The sequence below is a fragment of the Rathayibacter sp. AY1F2 genome (assembly GCF_002930885.1).
Classification (GTDB): domain Bacteria; phylum Actinomycetota; class Actinomycetes; order Actinomycetales; family Microbacteriaceae; genus Rathayibacter.
On the sequence record NZ_PSVG01000003.1, the window covers coordinates 206427 to 226512 of the forward strand.

Below are 20086 nucleotides of genomic sequence, written 5' to 3' on the forward strand. Positions count from 1 at the left end.
GCGCGCTCAGCGGCGGCGGTACTCCAGCTCCGGGCGGCCGGGGGAGCCGTAGCGGGGCGCGCGGTCCGCGACTCCGGAGTCGGCGAGGTGCTCGAGGTAGCGGCGGGCCGTCACCCGCGAGATGTCGAGGCGGGTGGCGAGCTCGGCCGCCGAGAGGCCGACGGGGCCCAGCAGTGCGGTGACGGCCTCGAGGGTCTGGGCCGAGAGCCCCTTGGCCAGACCCGGGGCGTTGGAGGTGCGGAGCGCCGCGAAGGCCCCGTCCACCTCGTGCTGGCTGGCGACGTCGGCGCCGTGCATCCGCTCGCGGTACGACCGGTAGCTGGCGAGCTTGGCGGCGAACGCGCTGAAGACGAACGGCTTGATCAGGTACTGCACGATGCCGGCGGCGACGGAGGCGCGCACGTTCGCGGCGTCGCGGACGGCGGTGATCGCGATGACGTCGACGTCCAGGCCCGCCGCCCGGACGGCCCGGCAGAGGTCGAGGCCGCCCATGTCAGGCAGGTTCATGTCGAGCAGGATCAGCGCGATGCCCGGGTCCGCGCGCAGCGCCCGGATCGCCTCCGCGCCGCTGCCGGCGACCGCGGCCACCTCGAAGCCGTCGACCCGCCGGACGTAGTCGGCGTGGGCGCTCGCGGTCAGCGGCTCGTCCTCGACGACGAGCACCCGGATCACGACGCCACCCGCGCGGGCAGCGGCAGCTGCACCGTGAACACCGCGCCGACGTGGCGCGAGACCTCGATCGAGCCGCCGAGCCGCTCCACCACCTGCTGCACCAGCGCCAGGCCGATGCCGCGGCCGAAGCCGTCCGACTCCTTCGTCGAGTAGCCGCGCGCGAAGACGTCGGCGGCGCTCGCGACTCCGGGGCCGCTGTCCGACACCTGCACCACCAGCTCGCCCTCCGCGAGGCCGAGGTAGACCTCCACCCACGGCTCGCGGTCCGGAGCGGACGAGGCGGCCGCGTCGAGGGCGTTGTCGATCAGGTTGCCCAGCACCGTCACGAGGTCCCCGGGCTCCAGCCCCTGCGTGCCGGGCTCGAGGTGCGTCTCGAAGTGCAGCTCGACGCCGCGCTCGCGGGCCTGTGCGGCCTTGCCCAGCAGCAGGGCGGCGATCACCGGCTCCTGCACGGAGCCGAGGACCCGGTCGGCCAGGCGCTGGCTGAGGTTCAGCTCGCCGGCGGCGAACGCGAGCGCCTCGTCGGGCCGGCCGAGCTCGATCAGCGACGCGATGGTGTGCAGGCGGTTCGAGAACTCGTGGGTCTGCGAGCGCAGCGCGTCCGAGAGGGTGCGCAGCGACTCCAGCTCGCCGCTCACCCGCTGCAGCTCGGTGCGGTCGCGGAGCGTGACGACCGTGCCCAGGGGGCGGGCGCCGGGGGAGGCGGCGGGCCGCTCGTTCACCACGAGGATCCGCTCCCGGGCCACGACCAGGCGGTCCGAGACGGGCTCGTCGTCCTGCAGCAGCTCGCGCAGGGCGACGGGGAGGTCGAGCTCGGCGACCGGCACCGGCGTCCGCACGCCCTCGAGCCCGAGCAGTTCCAGCGCGTGGTCGTTGGCGAGCACCAGTCGGCCGCGGTCGTCGACCAGCAGCAGCCCCTCCCGCACCGAGTGCAGGACGGACTCGTAGTAGGCGAAGACCTGGCTCATCTGCTCCGGGCCCCGCCCGCCCGTGACCCGGCGCAGGTAGCGTGCGAGGAGCCACGAGCCGAGCGCGCCGAGCGCGACCGCGCCGAGCGCGCCCCACGCGACGACCTGCACGCGGGCGGCGAAGGAGGCGTCCACGGCCGAGAGCGTGACGCCCGCCGACACGAGCGCGACGACCGCGCCGTCGGCGTCCTCGATCGGCGCGACGGCGCGGACGGAGGGCCCGAGCGTGCCGGTGTACGTCTCGGTGAAGGTCCGCCCCTCCAGCGCGGGCTCGATCGTGCCCTGGAACGGCAGGCCGATCCGGTCGCGGTCGCGGTGGGTGTACCGGGTGCGGTCGGGCGCCATGATCGTGAGGAAGTCGACGCCGGTGTCCCGCATGACCTCCTCGGCGTACGGCTGCAGGCTCGCGGAGGGATCCGCGCCGGCCGTCGACTCGAGGACGAACGGATTGTCGGCCACCGTCCGCGCCACGACGAGGCTCCGCTGGGCGGCCTCGTCGCCCGCCCGGCTCCGCGCGTCGAGGGCCAGCACCGCGACGGCCGCTGCGGCGATCAGCAGGATGCTCAGCAGCTGCACGGCGAACAGGCGCGCGGCGATGCTGCCGCGCGGTCCGCGTGCGCTCGGCGTCCTGACCATGCCACTCCCTCGTGAGCGAGCGCTCGGGGCGCCCCGCCGTGAACAGTATGAACGCAACCGTGCCGGGCTCCGGAGGCGGGGCCACCATCGTCCTACCCCCTCACCTCGACGAAGAGAAGGACACCCCCATGGCGAAGACGCCTCAGACGCCGTCCGACCGGCTGATCCCCGCGGTCACCCCTCCGAAGACCCGGCGGCGCATCGACCGGAACCACTGGCTCTACATCGCCGTCATCATCGCCGTGGTCGCCGGCGTCGTGGTCGGACTCGTCGCTCCCGCCTTCGCGGCGACGCTCGAGCCCGTCGGCAAGGCCTTCGTCGGACTGATCAAGATGATGATCGCGCCGATCATCTTCTGCACCATCGTCATCGGCATCGGCTCCATCGCGAAGGCCGCCACGGTCGGCAAGGTCGGCGGACTCGCGCTGGGCTACTTCATCGTGATGTCGACCTTCGCCCTGGCGATCGGCCTCGTCGTCGGCAACATCCTGCACCCGGGCGAGGGCCTCGACATCTCGAGCGCCACCTACGACACCAGCGACCTCAAGGCCGAGAGCACCAGCGACTTCGTCCTCGGGATCATCCCCGTCTCGCTGTTCTCCTCGCTCGTGGACGGCAGCATCCTGCAGACCCTCTTCGTCGCGCTGCTCGTCGGCTTCGCGCTGCAGAAGATGGGCGCCAAGGGCCAGCCGATCCTCGGAGCGATCAAGCAGCTCCAGGTCCTGGTCTTCCGCATCCTCTCGATGGTGCTCTGGGTCGCCCCGATCGGCGCGTTCGGCGCCATCGCCGCGGTCGTCGGCAAGACCGGCTGGGGAGCGGTCGTCGCTCTCGCCACCCTGATGATCGGCTTCTACATCACCTGCGCGATCTTCGTGGTCGTCGTCCTCGGCCTGCTGCTGCGCCTGGTGACCGGCGTCAGCATCTTCTCGCTGATGAAGTACCTGGCCCGCGAGTACCTGCTCATCGTCGGCACCTCCTCCTCGGAGGCGGCGCTGCCCCGCCTGATCGCGAAGATGGAGCACCTCGGCGTCTCCAAGCCCGTCGTCGGCATCACCGTGCCCACCGGCTACTCCTTCAACCTCGACGGCACGGCGATCTACCTCACGATGGCGTCGCTGTTCATCGCCTCGGCCACCGGAGCGCCGATGTCGATCCCGGAGCAGATCGGCCTCCTCCTCTTCATGATGATCGCCTCGAAGGGCGCCGCGGGCGTCACCGGAGCGGGCCTGGCCACGCTGGCCGGCGGCCTCCAGTCCTTCCGTCCCGACCTGGTCAACGGCGTCGGTGTGATCGTCGGCATCGACCGCTTCATGTCCGAGGCCCGCGCGGTCACCAACTTCACCGGCAACGCGGTCGCCACCCTTCTCGTGGGCACCTGGACCAAGCAGATCGACATGGTGCAGGTCCGCGAGGTCCTCGGCGGGCGCTCGCCCTTCGACGAGACCACGCTCGGAGCGGACGAGCACGAGGCCCCCGCGTCGGGCACCTCGATCACCGAGGGGATCGCCTCGATCCAGGACTCCGACGAGGCGTCGCGGATGCGCGCGGAGATCGCGGCCAAGCGCTAGCCGATCCGATCGCGAAGGCCCCGCCTCCCGGAACCGGTCTGGGAGGCGGGGCGTCCGTCGTGCGCGGGTCAGTGCCTCCGCACCCCGAGCAGAGGCAGGGTCACCGAGCAGAGCGGCCCGATCAGCACCGCGAAGAGGAGGGTGCCGAGGCCGGCGTCGCCGCCGAGGGCCCAGCCGATGAGCAGCACCGTGAGCTCGACGCCCGAGCGCGCCACCCAGATCGGCAGGCCCGTGCGGGTGTGCAGGCCCAGCATCAGTCCGTCGCGGGGCCCCGGACCGAGGCGGGCGCCGATGTAGATCCCGCTCGCGACCGCCAGCAGCACGAGACCGCCAGCGAAGAGCAGGCCGCGGGCCCACCACTCCTCCGGCGTCGCCAGCACACGCAGTCCGACGTCGATCATCGTGCCGACCACGAGCACGTTCAGCACGGTGCCGAGACCGGGCCGCTGTCGGAGGGGGATCCACAGCAGCAGGACGAGCAGGCCGATCACGTTCGTGAGCAGTCCGATCCCGAGCCCGGTCTGGTGCGCGACCCCCTGGGCGAAGACGGTCCACGGGTCCACGCCGATCGCCGCGCGGATCATCATCGCGTCGGCGAATCCGTAGAGGATCAGGCCCACCAGCAGGCGCGGCACGGGTCGGAGGCGCCACTGGCCAGCCGGGGGAGCGGCGGCGGCAACGGGAGCGGTGAGCGTCATGGACTCATCACAGCGCGACATTGGCCTTCTTCGCGCGGTCCAATTCGGCTACCTTGGACGCATGGCTGATGTCCACTTCGGCGCGCGCGCCCTGCAGACCCTCCTCGGCGACTGGCGCGAGCAGCGCGGCACCCTGCCCGCCTACCTCGCGCTGGCCGACCGGATCCGCCTCCTCGGGATCGACGGCCGCATCCCCGCGGGCAGCCGCCTGCCCGCCGAGCGCGAGCTCTCGGCCCGCCTCGGCGTCAGCCGCACGACCGTGGCCGCCGCGTACCGCGAGCTGCGCGACAGCGGCTACCTCGTCAGCGTGCGCGGCTCCGGCAGCGTCACCCGCCTGCCGGGAGCGGCCGTGCACGCGGTGCCCTCGCTCGCGCCGGACTTCCTCGACTTCACCAAGGCGGCCCTGCCCGCCCTCCCCGAGCTGGCCGAGGCGTACACCCGCGCGGCGCAGGCGGCCCCCGAGCACTTCGACTCCGGCTCCTACGACACCGTCGGCCTGCCGGTGCTGCGCCGCGCGATCGCCGAGCGCTACACCGCGCGGGGTCTGCGCACCGAGCCCGGCCAGATCATGGTGACCATCGGCGCGCAGCACGCGATCGCGCTCGTCGCCCGCACCCTGCTCGCGCGGGGCGACCGGGCGCTGATCGAGGCACCGACCTACCCGCACGCCTACGAGGCCCTCCGGCTGGCCGGCGCGCGGCTCGTGCCGGTGAACGTCGACGGGGCGGACGGCTGGGACGGAGAGGGCCTGATCGCCGCGCTGCGCGGCACGAGCCCGAGCCTGGCCTACCTGATGCCCGACTTCCACAACCCGACCGGCCGCTCCATGGCCCCCGAGCTGCGGGAGCGGGCGATCGCCGCCGCGGCCCGGCAGGGGACCCTGATCATCGCCGACGAGACGACGGCCGAGCTCGACATCGACCGGCGGATGTCGCCGCTGCCGTTCGCCGCCTACGGACCCGAGGGGACGGTGCTCTCGATCGGCTCCGTCGGCAAGACGCTGTGGGGCGGCATCCGGATCGGCTGGATCCGCGCCGAGCGGGCGGTGATCCGCAAGCTGGCGCTGGCGCGCTCGGCGAGCGACCTCGGCACGCCGATCCTGGAGCAGCTCCTGGTCGCGGACATGCTCGGCCGTATGGACGGCGTGCTGGAGCTGCGGCGCTCGCAGCTGCGCGCCGGCCGCGACCACCTCGAGGCGGCCCTGGCGCGCGCGATCCCGGAGTGGAGCGTGCCGCGGGTCTCGGGCGGCCTCTCCACCTGGGTGGGCCTGGGCCGGCCGGCGAGCTCGCAGCTCGCGCTCGCCGCCCGGACGGCGGGCCTGCTGATCACCGCGGGCCCGCGCTTCGGGATCGACGGCGCCTTCGAGCGCTTCCTCCGCATCCCGATCGGCTACTCGCCCGAGGCGACCGACCGGGCCGTGGAGGCGCTCGCGACGGCGTGGGCGCAGGTCGCCCGGCACCCGGCGGCCGACCCGGGGTACCTCGCCGACGTGGTCTGAGGTGGAGTGCCCGCCGAGCGTGTGAGATCGTTCTCTCATGAGCGACGGGTACGGCTACCTGCTGGTCCACTTCGTGGAGGACCGGACCGGCCACAGCGAGAAGATCTTCCTCTCGCTCAGCCGGGGCGACGATCCGCTGCGCTGGCGCGCGCTCGGGCCGGTGCTGGAGTGGACCGGCGGCACGGGCGGCGTCCGCGACCCCCACATCGTCCGCGGGCCGCGGGGCTTCCACCTCGTCGCCACCGATCTCCGCGTCTGGCGGCCCGAGGGCCCGGACTGGGACCTCTACCGGCACCGGGGGAGCCGCGACCTCGTGGTCTGGGACTCCCCGGACCTCCTCGAGTGGTCCGAGCCGCGCGCGGTCGCCGTCGCTCCCGCGGGAGCGGGCATGGCCTGGGCGCCGGAGTCGGTCTACGACCCGGTCTCGGGCGACTTCCTCGTGCACTGGTCCTCCGGCCTGGCCGAGGACGGCGACCCCGCCACCGGCGAGACGGGCGACAGCCGCATCCTGATGTCCCGCACGCGCGACTTCCGCACGTTCGCCGAGCCCGAGACCTACCTGCGGCTGCCCGGCGGAGTGATCGACATGACGCTGCTGATCGAGGGCACGGCCGTCCACCGCTTCGCCAAGCAGCACGACGAGGCCCCCGACACGATGCAGGTGTTCCAGCAGGTCGGCTCCTCCCTCTTCGCGGACGACTTCGCCACCGTCGCGCGGGGGATCGGGCAGGAGCTCGGCCCGAGCATCGAGGGGCCGCTGGTCTTCCGGCACCACCGCGAGGAGCGCTGGTCGCTCTGGGTCGACCAGTACGCCCTCCGCCCCTACGGCTACCGCGCCTACACGAGCACCGACCCGGCCTCGGGCCGCTGGGAGCTCGCGGAGGAGTTCGACCTGCCCGAGGACACCAAGCACGGAGCGGTCCTCCCGCTCACCCGATCCGAGTACACGGCGCTCGACGAGCGCCACCCCGCCTGAGAGGCCCCGCATGACCGACTTCAGCCCCCGTCTCGCCGACGCCCTCGTCACCGTCCTCGGTGCCGAGGGCGCTCCGCTCGCCCACGCCGACGTGACGGTCGAGCAGCGCCGCCACGCCTTCGCCTTCGGCTGCACTCCTCCGAGCACCGACCCCGCCCGCGCCGAGGAGCGCCGGCTCTGGCTCGACCTGTTCGACACGGCGACGCTCCCCGTCTACTGGGGACGCTTCGAGCCGGAGCGCGGCCGCACCGCGACGGAGGAGGTGCTCGCCGAGGCGCGCGCGCTCGCCGCGGACGGCGTCCGCCTGAAGGGTCACCCGCTCGTCTGGCACTACGTGAAGCCGGAGTGGCTCGACGCGCTGCCGCTGGACGAGGCCGAGCAGCTCCTCCGCGCGCGCATCCGCCGGGAGGTGGGCGCCTTCGCCGGGCTGATCGACACCTGGGACGCGATCAACGAGGTCGTCATCATGCCGCGCTTCGCGAACGAGCCGGACGGCGTGACGAACGCCGTCACCCGCCTCGCCCGCGAGAAGGGACGCGTCGGCATGGTCGAGCTGGCCTTCTCGGAGGCGCGCAGCCTCGGCACCGGACCGGTGCTCGTGCTGAACGACTTCGACCTCGGGCCCGAGTACGAGCGGCTGATCGAGGACGTGCTCGAGGCCGGGATCCGGCCCGATGCGATCGGCCTGCAGTCGCACATGCACCAGGGGTTCCGCGGGGAGGAGCAGATCGCGGCGATCTGCGACAGGTTCGCGCGCTTCGGCCTGCCGCTGCACTGGACCGAGACCACCCTCGTCTCGGGCGAGCTGATGCCCGCCGAGATCGAGGACCTCAACGACCACGTGGTCGAGGACTGGCCGACCACCCCGGAGGGGGAGGCGCGGCAGGCGGACGAGATGGTGCGGCACTACGAGACGCTGGTCGCGCATCCGGCGGTCGAGGCGATCACCTACTGGGGCTTCGACGACGCCGGCGCCTGGCTCGGAGCGCCGGGCGGGTTCCTCCGCCGCGACGGGAGCCCGAAGCCGGCCTACGAGGCGCTGCGCTCGCGGATCCGCGGGGACTGGTGGCTCGAGCCGACGGTGCTCCGGACGGACGCCGAGGGGCGCGTCGGCGTCCGGGCCTTCGCCGGGGACTTCGCGCTCTCGAGCGCCGGGGCGGGCGCTGCAGTGAGCCTCCCCGTCGGGTCGTCGACGGCTGAGGTCCGCCTGGGCTGAGGGCGTCCGGGGCCGGCCGGTGGCGCCGGTCGCCCCGTCGCACGCCCCGGAACGCCGCGTCCCTCCCAACACTCAGTCGGCTGATGGAAGACTCGGAGGGTGCATCTCCTCGCGGTCCTCAGCATGAAGAACCGGGCGCTCATCGCGCTCGTCACCGTCGTCATCGCCGTCTTCGGCGGAGTCGCCCTGACCGGGCTCAAGCAGGAGCTCGCGCCGTCGATCTCCTTCCCGCAGCTCGCCGTCGTCACGTCCTACCCGGGCGCCGCTCCGGAGGTGGTCAACGACGACGTCTCGACGCCGATCGAGACCGCCATCCAGGGGGTGCCGGGGCTCGAGACGACCAGCGCGACGTCCTCCACGGACTCCTCCCTCATCTCGGCGTCCTTCACCTACGGCACCGACCTCGCCACCGCCGAGCAGAAGATCCTGCAGGCGATCAACCGGATCAAGAGCACGCTCCCGGACGGCGTCGACCCGCAGGTGGTCACCGGCTCCCTCGACGACCTGCCGGTGCTGCAGCTCGCCGTGTCGAGCGACGGCGACGCGGACGCGCTGGCCGAGCGCCTGCGCACCACGGTCATCCCGGACCTGGAGAAGGTCGAGGGCGTGCGCGAGGCGGCGCTCGTCGGCGAGACCGCCCAGCGCGTCACGATCACCCCGGACGACGCGGCGCTCGCCGCGGCCGGCCTCTCGACCGGCGACATCCGCTCGGCCCTGCAGCAGAACGGCGTGCTCGTCGCGGGCGGACAGATCACCCAGGACGGCTCGACCTTCTCGGTGCAGTCGGGCGTCAAGCTCGACTCGACCGACGCGATCGCGGCGCTGCCGCTGCTGCCGTCCGCAGGTGCCTCCGCGGGTGCGGGCGGCGCCGGTGCGTCAGCGGGCGCGGGTGCCTCCGCGGGCTCCGGCGCTTCGGTCGGCGGCTCCGACGTCGGAGCGGCGGCGGGAGGCGCGGCCGTGACCGCAGAGCCGACGGTCACCACCCTCGGCTCCGTCGCGACCGTCGCCGTCACCGACGCCCCCGTCACCTCGATCTCGCGCGTCAACGGCCAGCCCGCCCTGACCCTCTCGATCACCAAGCTCCCCGCGGCGAACACCGTCGACGTGTCGACCGGCGTGGCCGCGCTGCTCCCGGACCTCGAGGAGTCGATCGGCGACAACGCCGCCTTCACCCCGGTCTTCGACCAGGCGCCCTACATCCAGGAGTCGATCGCGTCGCTCGCGCAGGAGGGGGCGCTCGGCCTCGTCTTCGCCGTGCTGGTGATCCTGCTGTTCCTGCTGTCGGTGCGCTCGACCCTGGTCACGGCCATCTCGATCCCGACGTCGGTGCTGATCACGTTCATCGGCCTGCAGACGGCCGGCTACACCCTCAACATCCTGACCCTCGGCGCGCTCACCATCGCGATCGGGCGTGTGGTCGACGACTCCATCGTCGTGATCGAGAACATCAAGCGGCACCTCGACGCGGGCGAGGACCGGGCCCGGACCATCGCGGTCGCCGTCCGCGAGGTCGCCGGCGCGATCACCGCCTCCACGATCACCACGGTCGCGGTCTTCCTGCCGATCTCGTTCGTCGGCGGCACCACGGGCGAGCTGTTCCGGCCCTTCGCGCTGACCGTGTCGATCGCCCTGCTCGCCTCCCTCGTGGTGGCGCTGACGATCGTGCCGGTGCTGGCCTCCTGGTTCCTCCGCCCCTCGATGCGGCCGGCGGTGCGCCAGGCCGCGCAGGCGGCGCTCGCGGAGGAGCGCGCGGCGGCCGGAGGGACACCCGCCTCGGGCGTCCCGGCCGACACCGCTGCGCCGGTCGAGGAGGCCCCGCACCACGGCGCCCACGCCGCTCCCCGGCGGGCGCGCGGGCTGCAGTCGGTCTACGGCCCGATCATCCACTGGACCCTGAAGCACTCGGTCGTCACCGTCCTCCTCGCGCTGCTCGTGCTCGTCGGGACCGGTGCGCTGTACCCGCTGATGAAGACGAACTTCCTCGGCTCCAGCGGGCAGGACACCTTCACCGTCACCCAGACGGTCCCCGTCGGCCAGAGCCTCGACGCGCAGGACGCGACGGCGCAGCAGGCGAGCACGGCGATCCTCGGCGTCGACGGCGTCGAGACCGTCCAGCTCACCGTCGGCTCCTCCGGCGGCCTGCAGAGCGCGTTCGGCGGGGGAGGAGGCGGCGGCACCTCGATCCGCTACTCCGTCACCACCGACGAGTCGGCCGACCAGGTGGCCGTGCAGGCGGACGTCCGCGACGCGCTGTCGGGCGTCGCCTCGGCCGAGGACATCAGCGTCGCCGCCTCCTCCGGCTTCGGCGCCTCCTCGGACATCGAGGTCGACCTCTCGACCGCCTCGCAGAGCGACCTCCAGAGCGCGAGCGACCAGCTCCTCGAAGCCCTGCGCGGGACCGACGGGATCAGCCAGGCCGAGAGCAACCTCTCCTCCTCGCTGCCCTACATCGCGGTGCGGGTCGACCGCGACGCCGCGGCCCGGGCGGGTCTCAGCGAGGTCGCCGTGGGCACGATCGTCAGCCAGGCGCTCCAGCCCAGCCAGGTCGGCAGCGTCGTGATCGACGACCGCACCCTCTCGATCTACCTGGCCGACGGGCAGCCGCCGGCCACCGTGGACGAGCTGCGGAACCTCGAGGTGCCGACCCTGACCGGCACCGTCGCGCTCTCCACCCTCGCGGCGGTCGAGCAGACGGACGGTCCGGCGAGCATCACCACCGAGCGCGGGCAGCGCACCGCGACCATCACCGTCACCCCGGAGGGCGACGACCTCGCCTCGGCCAATGTCGCCGTGCAGAACGCGATCGACGCGACGGCGCTTCCGGCCGGTGTCGACGCCTCCCTCGGCGGAGTGACCGCCGACCAGGCCGACGCGTTCTCGCAGCTGGGCATCGCGCTGCTGGTCGCGATCCTGATCGTCTACGTCGTGATGGTGGCGACGTTCCGCTCGCTCCTGCAGCCGCTGCTCCTGCTCGTGTCCGTGCCGTTCGCGGCGACCGGCGCGATCCTCCTGCAGGTGATCACCGGCGTGCCGCTGGGCGTGCCGTCCCTGATCGGCGTGCTGATGCTGATCGGCATCGTCGTCACGAACGCGATCGTGCTCGTGGACCTGGTGAACCAGTACCGCGACCGCGGGATGCCGGTGCGGGAGGCGTTGCTGCACGGCACCGAGCGGCGGCTCCGGCCCATCCTGATGACCGCCCTCGCGACGATCTTCGCCCTCCTGCCGATGGCGCTGGGGATCACGGGCCACGGCGGCTTCATCTCGCAGCCGCTGGCGATCGTCGTGATCGGCGGCCTGGTGTCCTCGACGGTGCTGACCCTCGTGGTCCTGCCCGTCGTCTACAACCTGGTCGAGGGGTATCGTGAGCGGCGGCGTGCCGCCCGCGCCGGGAAGGCGTCGGCATGACGGACATCAGGGATGCGGCCGAGACGGTCGGCTCGCGCTGGCGCAGCGGCCCGGAGCGCGCCACCGCGGTCCTCGACGAGATCGGTCCGGAGCGCTTCGTCGCCCGCGACTTCCGCCCGGGCACGCTCCGGCACCTCGTCCTGATCCGCTTCCGCCCGACGGCGCTGGTCGCCGAGGCGGACGAGGTCACCCGCCGCTTCCTCGCCCTGGCCGACGAGTGCGTCCGCGACGGACGGCCCTACATCGAGTCCATCGAGACCGGGCCGCAGCTGAGCATCGAGGGCGCGGGCGAGGGCTTCGACCGCGCGTTCCTGCTGACCTTCTCCTCCGAGGGCGACCTGCACTACTACCTGGGCCGGCCGGCCGTCGAGGACCCCGCGCACTGGGATCCGGCGCACGACGCGTTCAAGGAGTTCGTCGGGCCGTTCGTCGACACGGCCGGCATCGTCGCGTTCGACTTCCGACCCGAAGCGCACTGATGGCGACTCCCGAGTTCGTGCTGCGGCTGCGCGAGCGGATCGGGACCGAGCTGCTCTGGCTCACCGGCGTGACCGCGGTGATCCTCCGCGAGGAGCCGGCGCTCGAGGTCCTGCTCGTCCGGCGCGCCGACACCGGCGCCTGGACGGCCGTCACCGGGATCATCGACCCGGGCGAGACCGTCGCCGGCACCGCCCGCCGCGAGGCGCAGGAGGAGGCGGGCGTCGAGATCGAGGTCGAGCGCCTCGTGCAGGTGCACACCCTCCGCCCGATGCAGTACCCCAACGGGGACCGCTCGCAGTACCTCGACCATGTGGTGCGCTGCCGCTGGATCTCGGGGGAGGCCCACGTCGCGGACGACGAGTCGACCGAGGTCGGCTGGTTCGCGCCCGACGCGCTGCCGCCGATGTCGGACGAGCACCGCGCCCGGATCGAGCGGGCGCTGTCGGACGAGCCGGGCTGCTCGATCGACTGACGGCGGGGGTGGGCGCCGGACGAGGGCGGGGCCGCCTCTCGGGAGCGGCACTCGGATCGGAGCGGGCGCTGCTCAGACCGGACGCGCGAAGCAGAGCATCGCGTCGTCGCCGACGTGGGCTCCGAAGCCGTCGATCGCCGTGAAGCCGAGCGCCCCGGCCGCTGGGGCGAGCTCCGGAGCGGCGGCCAGGCGCAGCGTGCGGATCCGCTGCACCCGCGCCCACGACTCCGCCGCCGCGACGAGCCGTCGGGCGACTCCCGTGCGCCGGTGGACGGAGGCGACCACGAGCTCCAGTACCTCGGCGAAGTCGTCCGGGCCGGGAGCGAGCACCAGCACGCCGGCCGCCGCCCCGTCGATCCGGGCGATCAGGACGCGGGCGTGCGGGGGTGGGACCGCGGCGAGGAGGCCCTCCGCTCCGGCTGCGTCCTCGAGGCGGACGACGACTCCGCTCACGAGCCCAGGTGGGCGCGGAGGAACTCGACGACCCGAGCACGCAGAGCGTCGTCGAGGAGCGCGATCGAGTGCAGCGAGCCGGGGAGGACGAGGAGGTCGACGCTCGAGCCCGCTCCGCGCAGCGCCTCCGCGAAGCGGGTCGACTGGCTGAGCGCGACCCGCTCGTGCGCCGCGTGCGCGATGAGGAACGGCGGCTCGGAGCCGTCCACCTGCGCGAGGGGCGAGGCGGCGGTCGCGGAGGGGCAGGAGGCCAGGTCCGCGCAGTCGAGGTAGCTGCGCACGGCGGCCGCGACTCCGACCACCGGGTCGTCGTCGGCGAGGCCGGCGGCGCTGAGATCGGAGGGGCCGCTCAGGTCGACCACGGCGGCCAGGCGCGACGAGGTCGCCGGCAGCGTGCCGAGCAGAGAGGCGAGGTTGCCGCCGGCCGAGCCGCCGAAGGCCGCCACCCGCTCCGGATCGATGCCGAAGCGCGCGGTCTGCTCCGGCTCGAGCAGCCAGTCGAGGGCGGCCGTCACATCGTCGAGCTGCGCGGGGAACACGGCGGCGGGCGCGAGGCGGTAGTCGACCGAGACGGCGACGAACCCCTCCGATCCGAGCCACTGGCAGATCGGGCGCCAGTTCGCGTCGGCCTTGCCTCCACGGGCCCAGCTGCCGCCGTGCACGACGAGGACGGCGGGCCGCGGCTCCGCCGACGGGGCAGGGGAGGAGCAGACGTCGACGCTCTGCCCGGTGCTCGCGTCGTAGACGACGTCGGCCGTCACGCTCACGCCGGACCAGTCGGGTGCGGGTGCCGCTCCGAGCGCCTGCGCCACCGGCTCCGAGACGGGAGTGGTGCTCGCGCAGCCCGAGAGGAGGAGTGCGAGGGCGGCCAGGACCGTGGCGACGCGTCGCGGGGATCGGGTGGGCTCGCGCATGAGTGCGATCAGCGTACGGGGTGCCCGGCGCCCCGGATGCGGCACCCCCGCGATCAGGGGGTGCCGGGCTCGCGCTGCAGACGGACCAGGACGACCCCCGCGAGGATCAGCGCGCCGCCGCCGAACTGGATCGGCGCGGGCAGCTCGCCGAGGATCAGCCACGCGGCCGCGATCGAGAACAGCACCTCCGTCAGGCCGACGAAGGAGGCGATCCGCGTGCCGAGACGGCGTCCGCCCTCGATCCCGAGCAGATACGCCAGCACCGTCGACATGCCGAGGATCACGCCCGCGGGGAGGAGCCAGCTGACCTCCGCTCCGACGAACACCACCTCTCCGAAGGTCGCGCGCAGCGGTGTGACGCCGAGCGCCCCGAGTGCCAGCAGGATCGCGGCGCCGACCGTCATCGCCCCCGCCGTGAGCGCGATCGGCGGCAGCTCCGGATCCACTCGGCCGGCGATGACGTAGTAGACGCACAGGCCGAGCGAGGCGGTCAGCGCCCAGGCGATGCCGACCAGCTCGGGGGTCGACTCGCCGGACAGGTCGAGCACGAGCACCAGGCCGCCGAGCGCGAGAGCGGAGCCGGCGAGGGTGAAGCGGCCGGGGTGCCGGCGGGTGCGCGCCCAGGCGAGGAGGACGAGGAACACCGGCGCGAGGTACTCGATCAGCAGGGCGACGCCGACCGACATGTGCTCGATCGCGCTGTAGAAGCAGAGCTGCGCGGCGATCACGGCGAAGACTCCGTAGAGGGCGATCGTGCCGAGGTTGCGGCGGAGCACGGGCCAACGGCCGCGGAGGGACAGGACCGCCGGGATCGCGAGGATCAGGGCGGCGCCGCCCGCGCGCGAGAGGACCGCGGACGCCGGCGTCCAGCCCGCCTCGAGGAGCGGCTTCACGAACGGCCCGCCCAGACCGAACGCCGCCGACGCGGCCAGCGCCGCGACGAGGCCCGAGCCGAGGCGCCGTGCAGGCGCGGGCGCGCTCGCGGCGGGGAGGGTGACGGCGGCGGTGCTCTCGGCGGTCATGGTCGGCTCCTTCAGGAGTCAAAAGGATTACACTCGTGACAGCGAGCTGATCGCACACTACTGAGCCGCACTGTCAGGAGTCAACATGGTGTTCGCCTATGACGTCGAGGCGTCACTGACCTCCACCGCCACCCTCGTCAACACGCTCCCCGAGCTGTCGCCGTCCGGCGAGGACGAGATGGCGACGATCGAGCAGCTGGACGACTTCCTCCTCGAGAACCGGTACACGGGCAGCCGCGACGGATCGACCGAGGAGCTGGAGGCCGTGCGGGCGATCCGCTCCTCCCTCCGCACCCTCTGGCTCACGCGGGCCGAGGAGGACCTCGTCCCCGTCGTCAACGGGATGCTCGACTCCGGCCGCGCGCTCCCGCAGCTGGTCCGGCACGGACCCTACGGCTGGCACCTCCACGCGACGCGCGACGAGAGCCCGCTCGCCACCCGCATCCTGGTCGAGGCCGCCATGGCGTTCGTCGACGTGATCCGCGGCGACGAGCGCGAGCGGATCCGCGTCTGCGCGGCGGAGGACTGCGAGGCGGTGCTCGTGGACTTCTCCCGCAACCGCTCGAAGCGCTACTGCGACACGGGCAACTGCGGCAATCGCGCGAACGTGGCCGCGTACCGGGCCCGGCGGGCGTCGCAGTAGCGGACGGGCGGTCGTTGCGCGCGGGCGCGCGTCGATCGTGCTGCGGCTCGGGGCCGGGGGGCTGTTGCGGGGCGACTCCGCGGGGGACCGGTTGCGGAGGTGCGCGGCCCCCGGGCTTCGCGGCTCCCGGGCTTCGCGGCTCCCGGCTTTCGCGGCCCCCGACCTGAGCGGCTCCTGGCCGCACGTCTCCCCGCCCTAGCCAGGCTCCGGGGCCGCGTGTAGACTCGCTCGGTCGGCTCTTGACACCGTGCGTTCTCGTGCGGATGGGTTTGTTAGTCAAGTGGGCCGGGTCTCCGACAGTCGTCGTGAGACGAATCACATGTGTGAATCGGCCCCGGTCAATGACTCGCCCGGGTTCTCCCCCCTGCTGCCCCGCAGCAGTCCAGCGCACGGACGCCCCTCACGACGGGGCTCCTCCGGCGTCGCCTCCTCGCGCACGACCTGAACCCAGGAAGAACTGCCATGCCCAAGAACAAGAAGCCCGCCGGCGGACGTCCGGCCAAGAACTTCGAGCCCAACCGCTTCGGCGCCTCGAGCGGCAAGTCCCAGCTCGGCGGCCGCTCGCGCTTCCCCGGCGCCAAGCCGGGCTCGCGCAGCGAGGGCCACCGCGGATTCCGCGCCGTCGACGAGAACGCCCCCAAGAAGGCGCGCTGGAACGCCGACGAGCGCGCCGAGCGGGCCACCGAGCGCGCCGATCGGCCCGCCCGCGGGAACGACCGCGACGAGCGGCCCTCTCGCGGCTACGACCGCGACGCGCGTCCGGCGCGCTCGAACGACCGTGACGAGCGTCCGGTCCGCGGGTACGACCGCGACGCACGCCCGGCGCGCTCGAACGACCGCGACGAGCGTCCGGCGCGATCCTTCGATCGCAGTGACCGTCCGGCCCGTTCCTTCGACCGCGATGCGCGTCCGGCGCGCTCGAACGATCGCGACGAGCGTCCGGCGCGTTCCTACGGGCGCGATGAGCGTCCGGCGCGTTCCTTCGACCGGAGCGACCGTCCGGCCCGTTCCTTCGACCGCGATGCGCGTCCGGCGCGCTCGAACGATCGCGACGAGCGTCCGGCGCGTTCCTACAGACGCGACGACCGTCCGGCCCGCACCGGCGACCGCGACGAGCGCCCCTCGCGCGGCTACGACCGCACCGAGCGTCCCGCCCGCTCGTTCGACCGCAGCGACCGTCCGGCTCGCTCCTTCGACCGGGACGCGCGTCCCTCGCGCGGCCACGACCGCGGCGACCGCCCGACCCGCTCGCTCGACCGCGACTCCCGGCCCTCGCGCCGCGACTCCGGCTCGGACTTCTACCCCAGCCGCGACGCCCGTGCGCCGCACCAGGCCGACGACGTCGTGCTCGAGCGCCTCGAGGCGACGGCCACTCTCGCCGTCGACGTCGAGGGCGTCACCTTCGGCGACCTCGGCCTGGGAGGGAACATCGTCCGGATGCTGACCGAGCTCGGAGCGGCCGCGCCGTTCCCGATCCAGGCCGCGACCATCCCCGAGGTGCTCGCCGGCAAGGACGTCCTCGGACGCGGCAAGACCGGCTCCGGCAAGACCATCGCCTTCGGCGCCCCCGTCGTCGAGCGCCTGATGGAGAACAACGGAGCGAAGGGCCGCAAGCCGGGCCGCGCTCCGCGCGCGCTCATCCTCGCGCCGACCCGCGAGCTCGCCATGCAGATCGACCGGACCATCCAGCCGATCGCCCGCTCCGTCGGCCTGTTCACGACGACCATCTACGGCGGCGTCCCCCAGTACAAGCAGGTCGGAGCCCTCCAGCGCGGAGTCGACATCGTCATCGCGACGCCGGGCCGCCTCGAGGACCTCGTCGAGCAGGGGCGCCTCGACCTCTCGAACATCACCATCACGGTGCTCGACGAGGCCGACCACATGTGCGACCTCGGCTTCCTCGAGCCCGTGCAGCGCATCCTCCGTCAGACCGCCGACGGCGGCCAGCGGCTGCTGTTCTCGGCCACGCTCGACAAGGGCGTCGCGACGCTCGTCGACGAGTTCCTGGTCGAGCCGAGCGTCCACGAGGTCGCCGGCGAGGACCAGGCGTCCTCGACCATCGACCACCGCGTGCTCCTGATCGAGCACCGCGACAAGGCCGAGATCATCGAGCAGCTCGCCGCCCGCCAGGGCAAGACGCTGATCTTCGCCCGTACCCGCGCGTTCGCGGAGCAGCTCGCGGAGCAGCTCGACCACGCGGACATCCCCGCGACGAGCCTCCACGGCGACCTCAACCAGTCGCGCCGCACCCGCAACCTCGCGCTGCTCACCAGTGGACGCGTCGACGTGCTGGTCGCGACCGATGTGGCCGCGCGCGGCATCCACGTCGACGACATCGACCTGGTGATCCAGGCCGACGCTCCCGACGAGTACAAGACGTACCTCCACCGCTCCGGCCGCACCGGCCGCGCGGGCAAGACGGGCACGGTCGTGACGCTCATCACGCGCAACCGCCGCCGCCGCATGGAGGAGCTGCTCGACCGGGCCGAGATCGAGGCCGAGATGATCGAGGCCCGCCCCGGCGACCGCGTCCTGCGCGAGATCAGCGCCCCGGCCGAGTAGCCGCCGACCGCACGACGACGAGGCGCGGACCCCTGCATCGGGGTCCGCGCCTCGTGTCGTTCGTGGTGGGTTCTGTGGTGCGGCGTGACGGCGAGTGCCGGGTCGTGGTGACCCTCCGACTCCGCACTACGCAGGGCTCCGCGCTGTGCGGCTTCCCGTGGGGCGGCGCTGCGTTGCGCGGCTCTGCGCTGGACGACTCTGTGCCGGACGACTCTGCAGTGTCCGGCTTCGCGGAGGGCTTCTGCACGCACGAACGCCGAAGGGCGGACACCTCGCGGTGCCCGCCCTTCGGCGTGTTCACCGGCCGGAGCCGGTGAGGGGAATTAGCTGGCCGGGGGGGTCAGCACGGTGTCGATGAGGTAGACGGTCGCGTTGGCGGTCTGGACGCCACCGCAGATGACGGACGCGTCGTTGACCTTCAGGTCGTCGCCGGAACCGGTGACGGTGAGGTTGCCACCCTGGACAGTGGCGTGGTCGCCGGCGATCGCGTCAGGGGCGATCTGGCCGGGGACGACGTGGTAGGTCAGGATCGAGGACAGCGTGGCGGCGCCCTCGGGGGTCTTGAGGGAGTCGACGGTCGCGGCGTCGAGCTTGGCGAACGCGTCGTCGACCGGGGCGAAGACGGTGAACTCGCCGCTGTTCAGCGTGTCGACGAGGTTGACGTCGGGGTTGAGGCCACCGGAGATCGCAGCGGTCAGGGTGGTGAGCAGCGGGTTGTTCGACGCGGCGGTCGCAACGGGGTCGAGCGACATGCCCTCGACCGAGCCGGCGCCGTCCGGGACCTGCTCGGCGTAGGCGGCACAGCCGGGGCCGACGAGGTTCGCGGCCGGGTCCATGGTCGCCATGGGGGTCGAGGAGGCGGAGGCCGACGAGGTGGCCATCGGGGTCGACATCTCGGTCGCCGCGTCGCTGGCGGCGGTGGTCGAGCCGCTTCCGCTCGAGCAGGCGGTGAGGCCGAGGGCGGCGGTGCCCAGCAGGGCGAATGCGGCGAGGGCGGAACGCTTGGTGGATCGCATGGGATTACTCCTTCGTGAGACGGCCCCCACGTGATGCGGAGGACCTGTTCTGTGTGGACCGTGTCGCGGCCGTTGACATGTGTTCGGAGCCCTCCCTGCGGGGGTTTGGATTTCTTTCGGTGATCTAGGTAACGGCTTCGTAACGGCAGGGAACCGGGACGGCGGGGAGCTGCTCCGCCGCGTCGATTACCCTGGAGACGTCGCGCGCACGCGTCGACGCGACGACGAGAGGACGGGCGAATGCAGACCCGAGGTGCACGAGTGGCTCGCGGCGTCGCCGCCGCTCTCGCCGCGACCGCCACGGCCGCCGCCTCCCACACGGTCGCGGGCGCCGAGACCCCCACTCCTGCCGTGCTCGCCCTCGCCGCGGCGTTCGCCGTCGTCGTCTGCGTCCTCCTCTCGGGGCGCCGTCCGTCCCTTCCCCGGCTGACGCTCTCCGTGCTCCTCAGCCAGATCGCGTACCACGGCCTCTTCCTCATCACGGGCAGCGGTGGGGAGGTGAGCGTGGTCGGGACGACGGGCACCGGCGCGCACTTCCACGACGGGTCGACCATCGAGCTGATCGCCGGCGGAGGCGGACACGCGGCTCACGCGCCGGTGATGCTCCTCGCCCACCTCGCTGCGGCTGCCTTCACGATCGCGGCGTTCCGGTACGGCGAGCGCCTCTTCTGGACGCTGGGAGCAGGCCTCCACCGCGTCGTCGTACGGATCGTCGCCCGCGCGTCCGCGGTCGCGCTCCCGTCGGCACCCGGCGTCTCGATGACGGGCACCCCCGAGCCGCGGGCGCCCCGATCCCTCGACGCGGTCCTCTCGATCCTCCGGCACCGCGGGCCGCCGCTGCGGGTCCTCCGCGCCGCCTGACGCCCCTCCCGTGCGGGAGCGGC

At 73.2% G+C, this 20086-nt stretch carries 17 protein-coding genes; 10 read left to right on the plus strand and 7 right to left on the minus strand.

What is annotated here, in order from left to right:
• Positions 1–6: 6 nt before the first annotated feature.
• Complete coding sequence (locus tag C5C54_RS04260) at positions 7–672, minus strand: response regulator (protein ID WP_104223809.1); 666 nt, start codon at positions 670–672, stop codon at positions 7–9.
• The gene (locus tag C5C54_RS04265) at positions 669–2276 is read right to left on the minus strand and encodes a sensor histidine kinase (RefSeq protein WP_104260395.1); all 1608 of its coding nucleotides are present in this window, start codon (positions 2274–2276) and stop codon (positions 669–671) included. Before C5C54_RS04265 ends, C5C54_RS04260 begins: the two co-directional genes overlap by 4 nt.
• Positions 2277–2404: 128 nt before the next feature.
• Between C5C54_RS04265 and C5C54_RS04270 the strand changes: the two genes are divergently transcribed.
• On the plus strand, positions 2405–3844 hold the full coding sequence (locus C5C54_RS04270; protein WP_104223811.1) for a cation:dicarboxylate symporter family transporter: 1440 nt from the start codon (positions 2405–2407) through the stop codon (positions 3842–3844).
• Between the two features lie 68 nt (positions 3845–3912).
• Here the strand turns inward: C5C54_RS04270 and C5C54_RS04275 are convergent, their stop codons facing one another.
• Positions 3913–4542, minus strand: a complete 630-nt coding sequence (locus C5C54_RS04275; protein ID WP_374953139.1) for a YitT family protein — start codon at positions 4540–4542, stop codon at positions 3913–3915.
• 61 nt (positions 4543–4603) lie between these two features.
• On the opposite strand from C5C54_RS04275, the gene C5C54_RS04280 reads away from it, so the two are divergent.
• From C5C54_RS04280 to C5C54_RS04305, 6 genes are all read left to right on the plus strand, one after another.
• Positions 4604–6040, plus strand: a complete 1437-nt coding sequence (locus C5C54_RS04280; protein WP_104287857.1) for a PLP-dependent aminotransferase family protein — start codon at positions 4604–4606, stop codon at positions 6038–6040.
• A gap of 37 nt (positions 6041–6077) precedes the next feature.
• The gene (locus tag C5C54_RS04285) at positions 6078–7016 is read left to right on the plus strand and encodes a glycoside hydrolase family 43 protein (protein ID WP_104287858.1); all 939 of its coding nucleotides are present in this window, start codon (positions 6078–6080) and stop codon (positions 7014–7016) included.
• A 10-nt stretch (positions 7017–7026) separates the two neighbouring features.
• A complete protein-coding gene (locus tag C5C54_RS04290; RefSeq protein ID WP_104287859.1) occupies positions 7027–8232 on the plus strand; it encodes an endo-1,4-beta-xylanase in 1206 nt (401 codons plus the stop codon).
• Positions 8233–8331: 99 nt separating this feature from the next.
• The gene (locus C5C54_RS04295) at positions 8332–11640 is read left to right on the plus strand and encodes an efflux RND transporter permease subunit (RefSeq protein WP_104287860.1); all 3309 of its coding nucleotides are present in this window, start codon (positions 8332–8334) and stop codon (positions 11638–11640) included.
• Positions 11637–12119 (plus strand): Dabb family protein, encoded by a 483-nt coding sequence (locus C5C54_RS04300; protein WP_104223816.1) that lies wholly within the window; start codon positions 11637–11639, stop codon positions 12117–12119. Before C5C54_RS04295 ends, C5C54_RS04300 begins: the two co-directional genes overlap by 4 nt.
• Positions 12119–12592, plus strand: a complete 474-nt coding sequence (locus C5C54_RS04305) for an NUDIX domain-containing protein (protein ID WP_104287861.1) — start codon at positions 12119–12121, stop codon at positions 12590–12592. The genes C5C54_RS04300 and C5C54_RS04305 overlap by 1 nt, the downstream gene beginning before the upstream one ends.
• Before the next feature lie 72 nt (positions 12593–12664).
• On the opposite strand, the gene C5C54_RS04310 is transcribed toward C5C54_RS04305, so the two are convergent.
• Genes C5C54_RS04310 through C5C54_RS04320 form a run of 3 tightly spaced genes read right to left on the minus strand, consistent with a single transcriptional unit; the run spans position 12665 to position 14981 of the window.
• Positions 12665–13045 carry a GNAT family N-acetyltransferase gene (locus C5C54_RS04310; protein WP_104287862.1) on the minus strand — a complete coding sequence of 127 codons (381 nt, stop codon included), beginning with the start codon at positions 13043–13045 and terminating at the stop codon, positions 12665–12667.
• Entirely contained in the window at positions 13042–13959 is a 918-nt protein-coding gene (locus C5C54_RS04315) for an alpha/beta hydrolase (RefSeq protein WP_104287863.1), read from the minus strand. Before C5C54_RS04315 ends, C5C54_RS04310 begins: the two co-directional genes overlap by 4 nt.
• A 53-nt stretch (positions 13960–14012) precedes the next feature.
• Positions 14013–14981: a DMT family transporter gene (locus C5C54_RS04320; RefSeq protein ID WP_104287864.1), complete on the minus strand. Its 969-nt coding sequence runs from the start codon at positions 14979–14981 to the stop codon at positions 14013–14015.
• An 85-nt stretch (positions 14982–15066) separates the two neighbouring features.
• Between C5C54_RS04320 and C5C54_RS04325 the strand changes: the two genes are divergently transcribed.
• Both C5C54_RS04325 and C5C54_RS04330 read left to right on the plus strand, forming a co-directional pair.
• Entirely contained in the window at positions 15067–15624 is a 558-nt protein-coding gene (locus tag C5C54_RS04325) for a CGNR zinc finger domain-containing protein (RefSeq protein ID WP_104262740.1), read from the plus strand.
• Between the two features lie 462 nt (positions 15625–16086).
• On the plus strand, positions 16087–18186 hold the full coding sequence (locus tag C5C54_RS04330; protein WP_104287865.1) for a DEAD/DEAH box helicase: 2100 nt from the start codon (positions 16087–16089) through the stop codon (positions 18184–18186).
• 323 nt (positions 18187–18509) lie between these two features.
• Here the strand turns inward: C5C54_RS04330 and C5C54_RS04340 are convergent, their stop codons facing one another.
• Positions 18510–19202 carry a fasciclin domain-containing protein gene (locus C5C54_RS04340; protein ID WP_104246890.1) on the minus strand — a complete coding sequence of 231 codons (693 nt, stop codon included), beginning with the start codon at positions 19200–19202 and terminating at the stop codon, positions 18510–18512.
• A 240-nt stretch (positions 19203–19442) separates the two neighbouring features.
• Here C5C54_RS04340 and C5C54_RS04345 point away from each other — a divergent pair, with 240 nt between their 5' ends.
• Positions 19443–20063, plus strand: coding sequence for a hypothetical protein (locus C5C54_RS04345; protein WP_146078789.1), 621 nt, complete (start codon positions 19443–19445; stop codon positions 20061–20063).
• Positions 20064–20086: the final 23 nt, after the last annotated feature.

Bases quoted from the DNA above. Each gene is read 5' to 3' on its own strand.
- C5C54_RS04265 (WP_104260395.1), bottom strand. From the start codon at position 2,276: ATGGTCAGGACGCCGAGCGCACGCGGACCGCGCGGCAGCATCGCCGCG.
- C5C54_RS04270 (WP_104223811.1), top strand. From the start codon at position 2,405: ATGGCGAAGACGCCTCAGACGCCGTCCGACCGGCTGATCCCCGCGGTC.
- C5C54_RS04275 (WP_374953139.1), bottom strand. From the start codon at position 4,542: ATGACGCTCACCGCTCCCGTTGCCGCCGCCGCTCCCCCGGCTGGCCAG.
- C5C54_RS04280 (WP_104287857.1), top strand. From the start codon at position 4,604: ATGGCTGATGTCCACTTCGGCGCGCGCGCCCTGCAGACCCTCCTCGGC.
- C5C54_RS04285 (WP_104287858.1), top strand. From the start codon at position 6,078: ATGAGCGACGGGTACGGCTACCTGCTGGTCCACTTCGTGGAGGACCGG.
- C5C54_RS04290 (WP_104287859.1), top strand. From the start codon at position 7,027: ATGACCGACTTCAGCCCCCGTCTCGCCGACGCCCTCGTCACCGTCCTC.
- C5C54_RS04300 (WP_104223816.1), top strand. From the start codon at position 11,637: ATGACGGACATCAGGGATGCGGCCGAGACGGTCGGCTCGCGCTGGCGC.
- C5C54_RS04305 (WP_104287861.1), top strand. From the start codon at position 12,119: ATGGCGACTCCCGAGTTCGTGCTGCGGCTGCGCGAGCGGATCGGGACC.
- C5C54_RS04315 (WP_104287863.1), bottom strand. From the start codon at position 13,959: ATGCGCGAGCCCACCCGATCCCCGCGACGCGTCGCCACGGTCCTGGCC.
- C5C54_RS04320 (WP_104287864.1), bottom strand. From the start codon at position 14,981: ATGACCGCCGAGAGCACCGCCGCCGTCACCCTCCCCGCCGCGAGCGCG.
- C5C54_RS04325 (WP_104262740.1), top strand. From the start codon at position 15,067: ATGGTGTTCGCCTATGACGTCGAGGCGTCACTGACCTCCACCGCCACC.
- C5C54_RS04330 (WP_104287865.1), top strand. From the start codon at position 16,087: ATGCCCAAGAACAAGAAGCCCGCCGGCGGACGTCCGGCCAAGAACTTC.
- C5C54_RS04340 (WP_104246890.1), bottom strand. From the start codon at position 19,202: ATGCGATCCACCAAGCGTTCCGCCCTCGCCGCATTCGCCCTGCTGGGC.
- C5C54_RS04345 (WP_146078789.1), top strand. From the start codon at position 19,443: ATGCAGACCCGAGGTGCACGAGTGGCTCGCGGCGTCGCCGCCGCTCTC.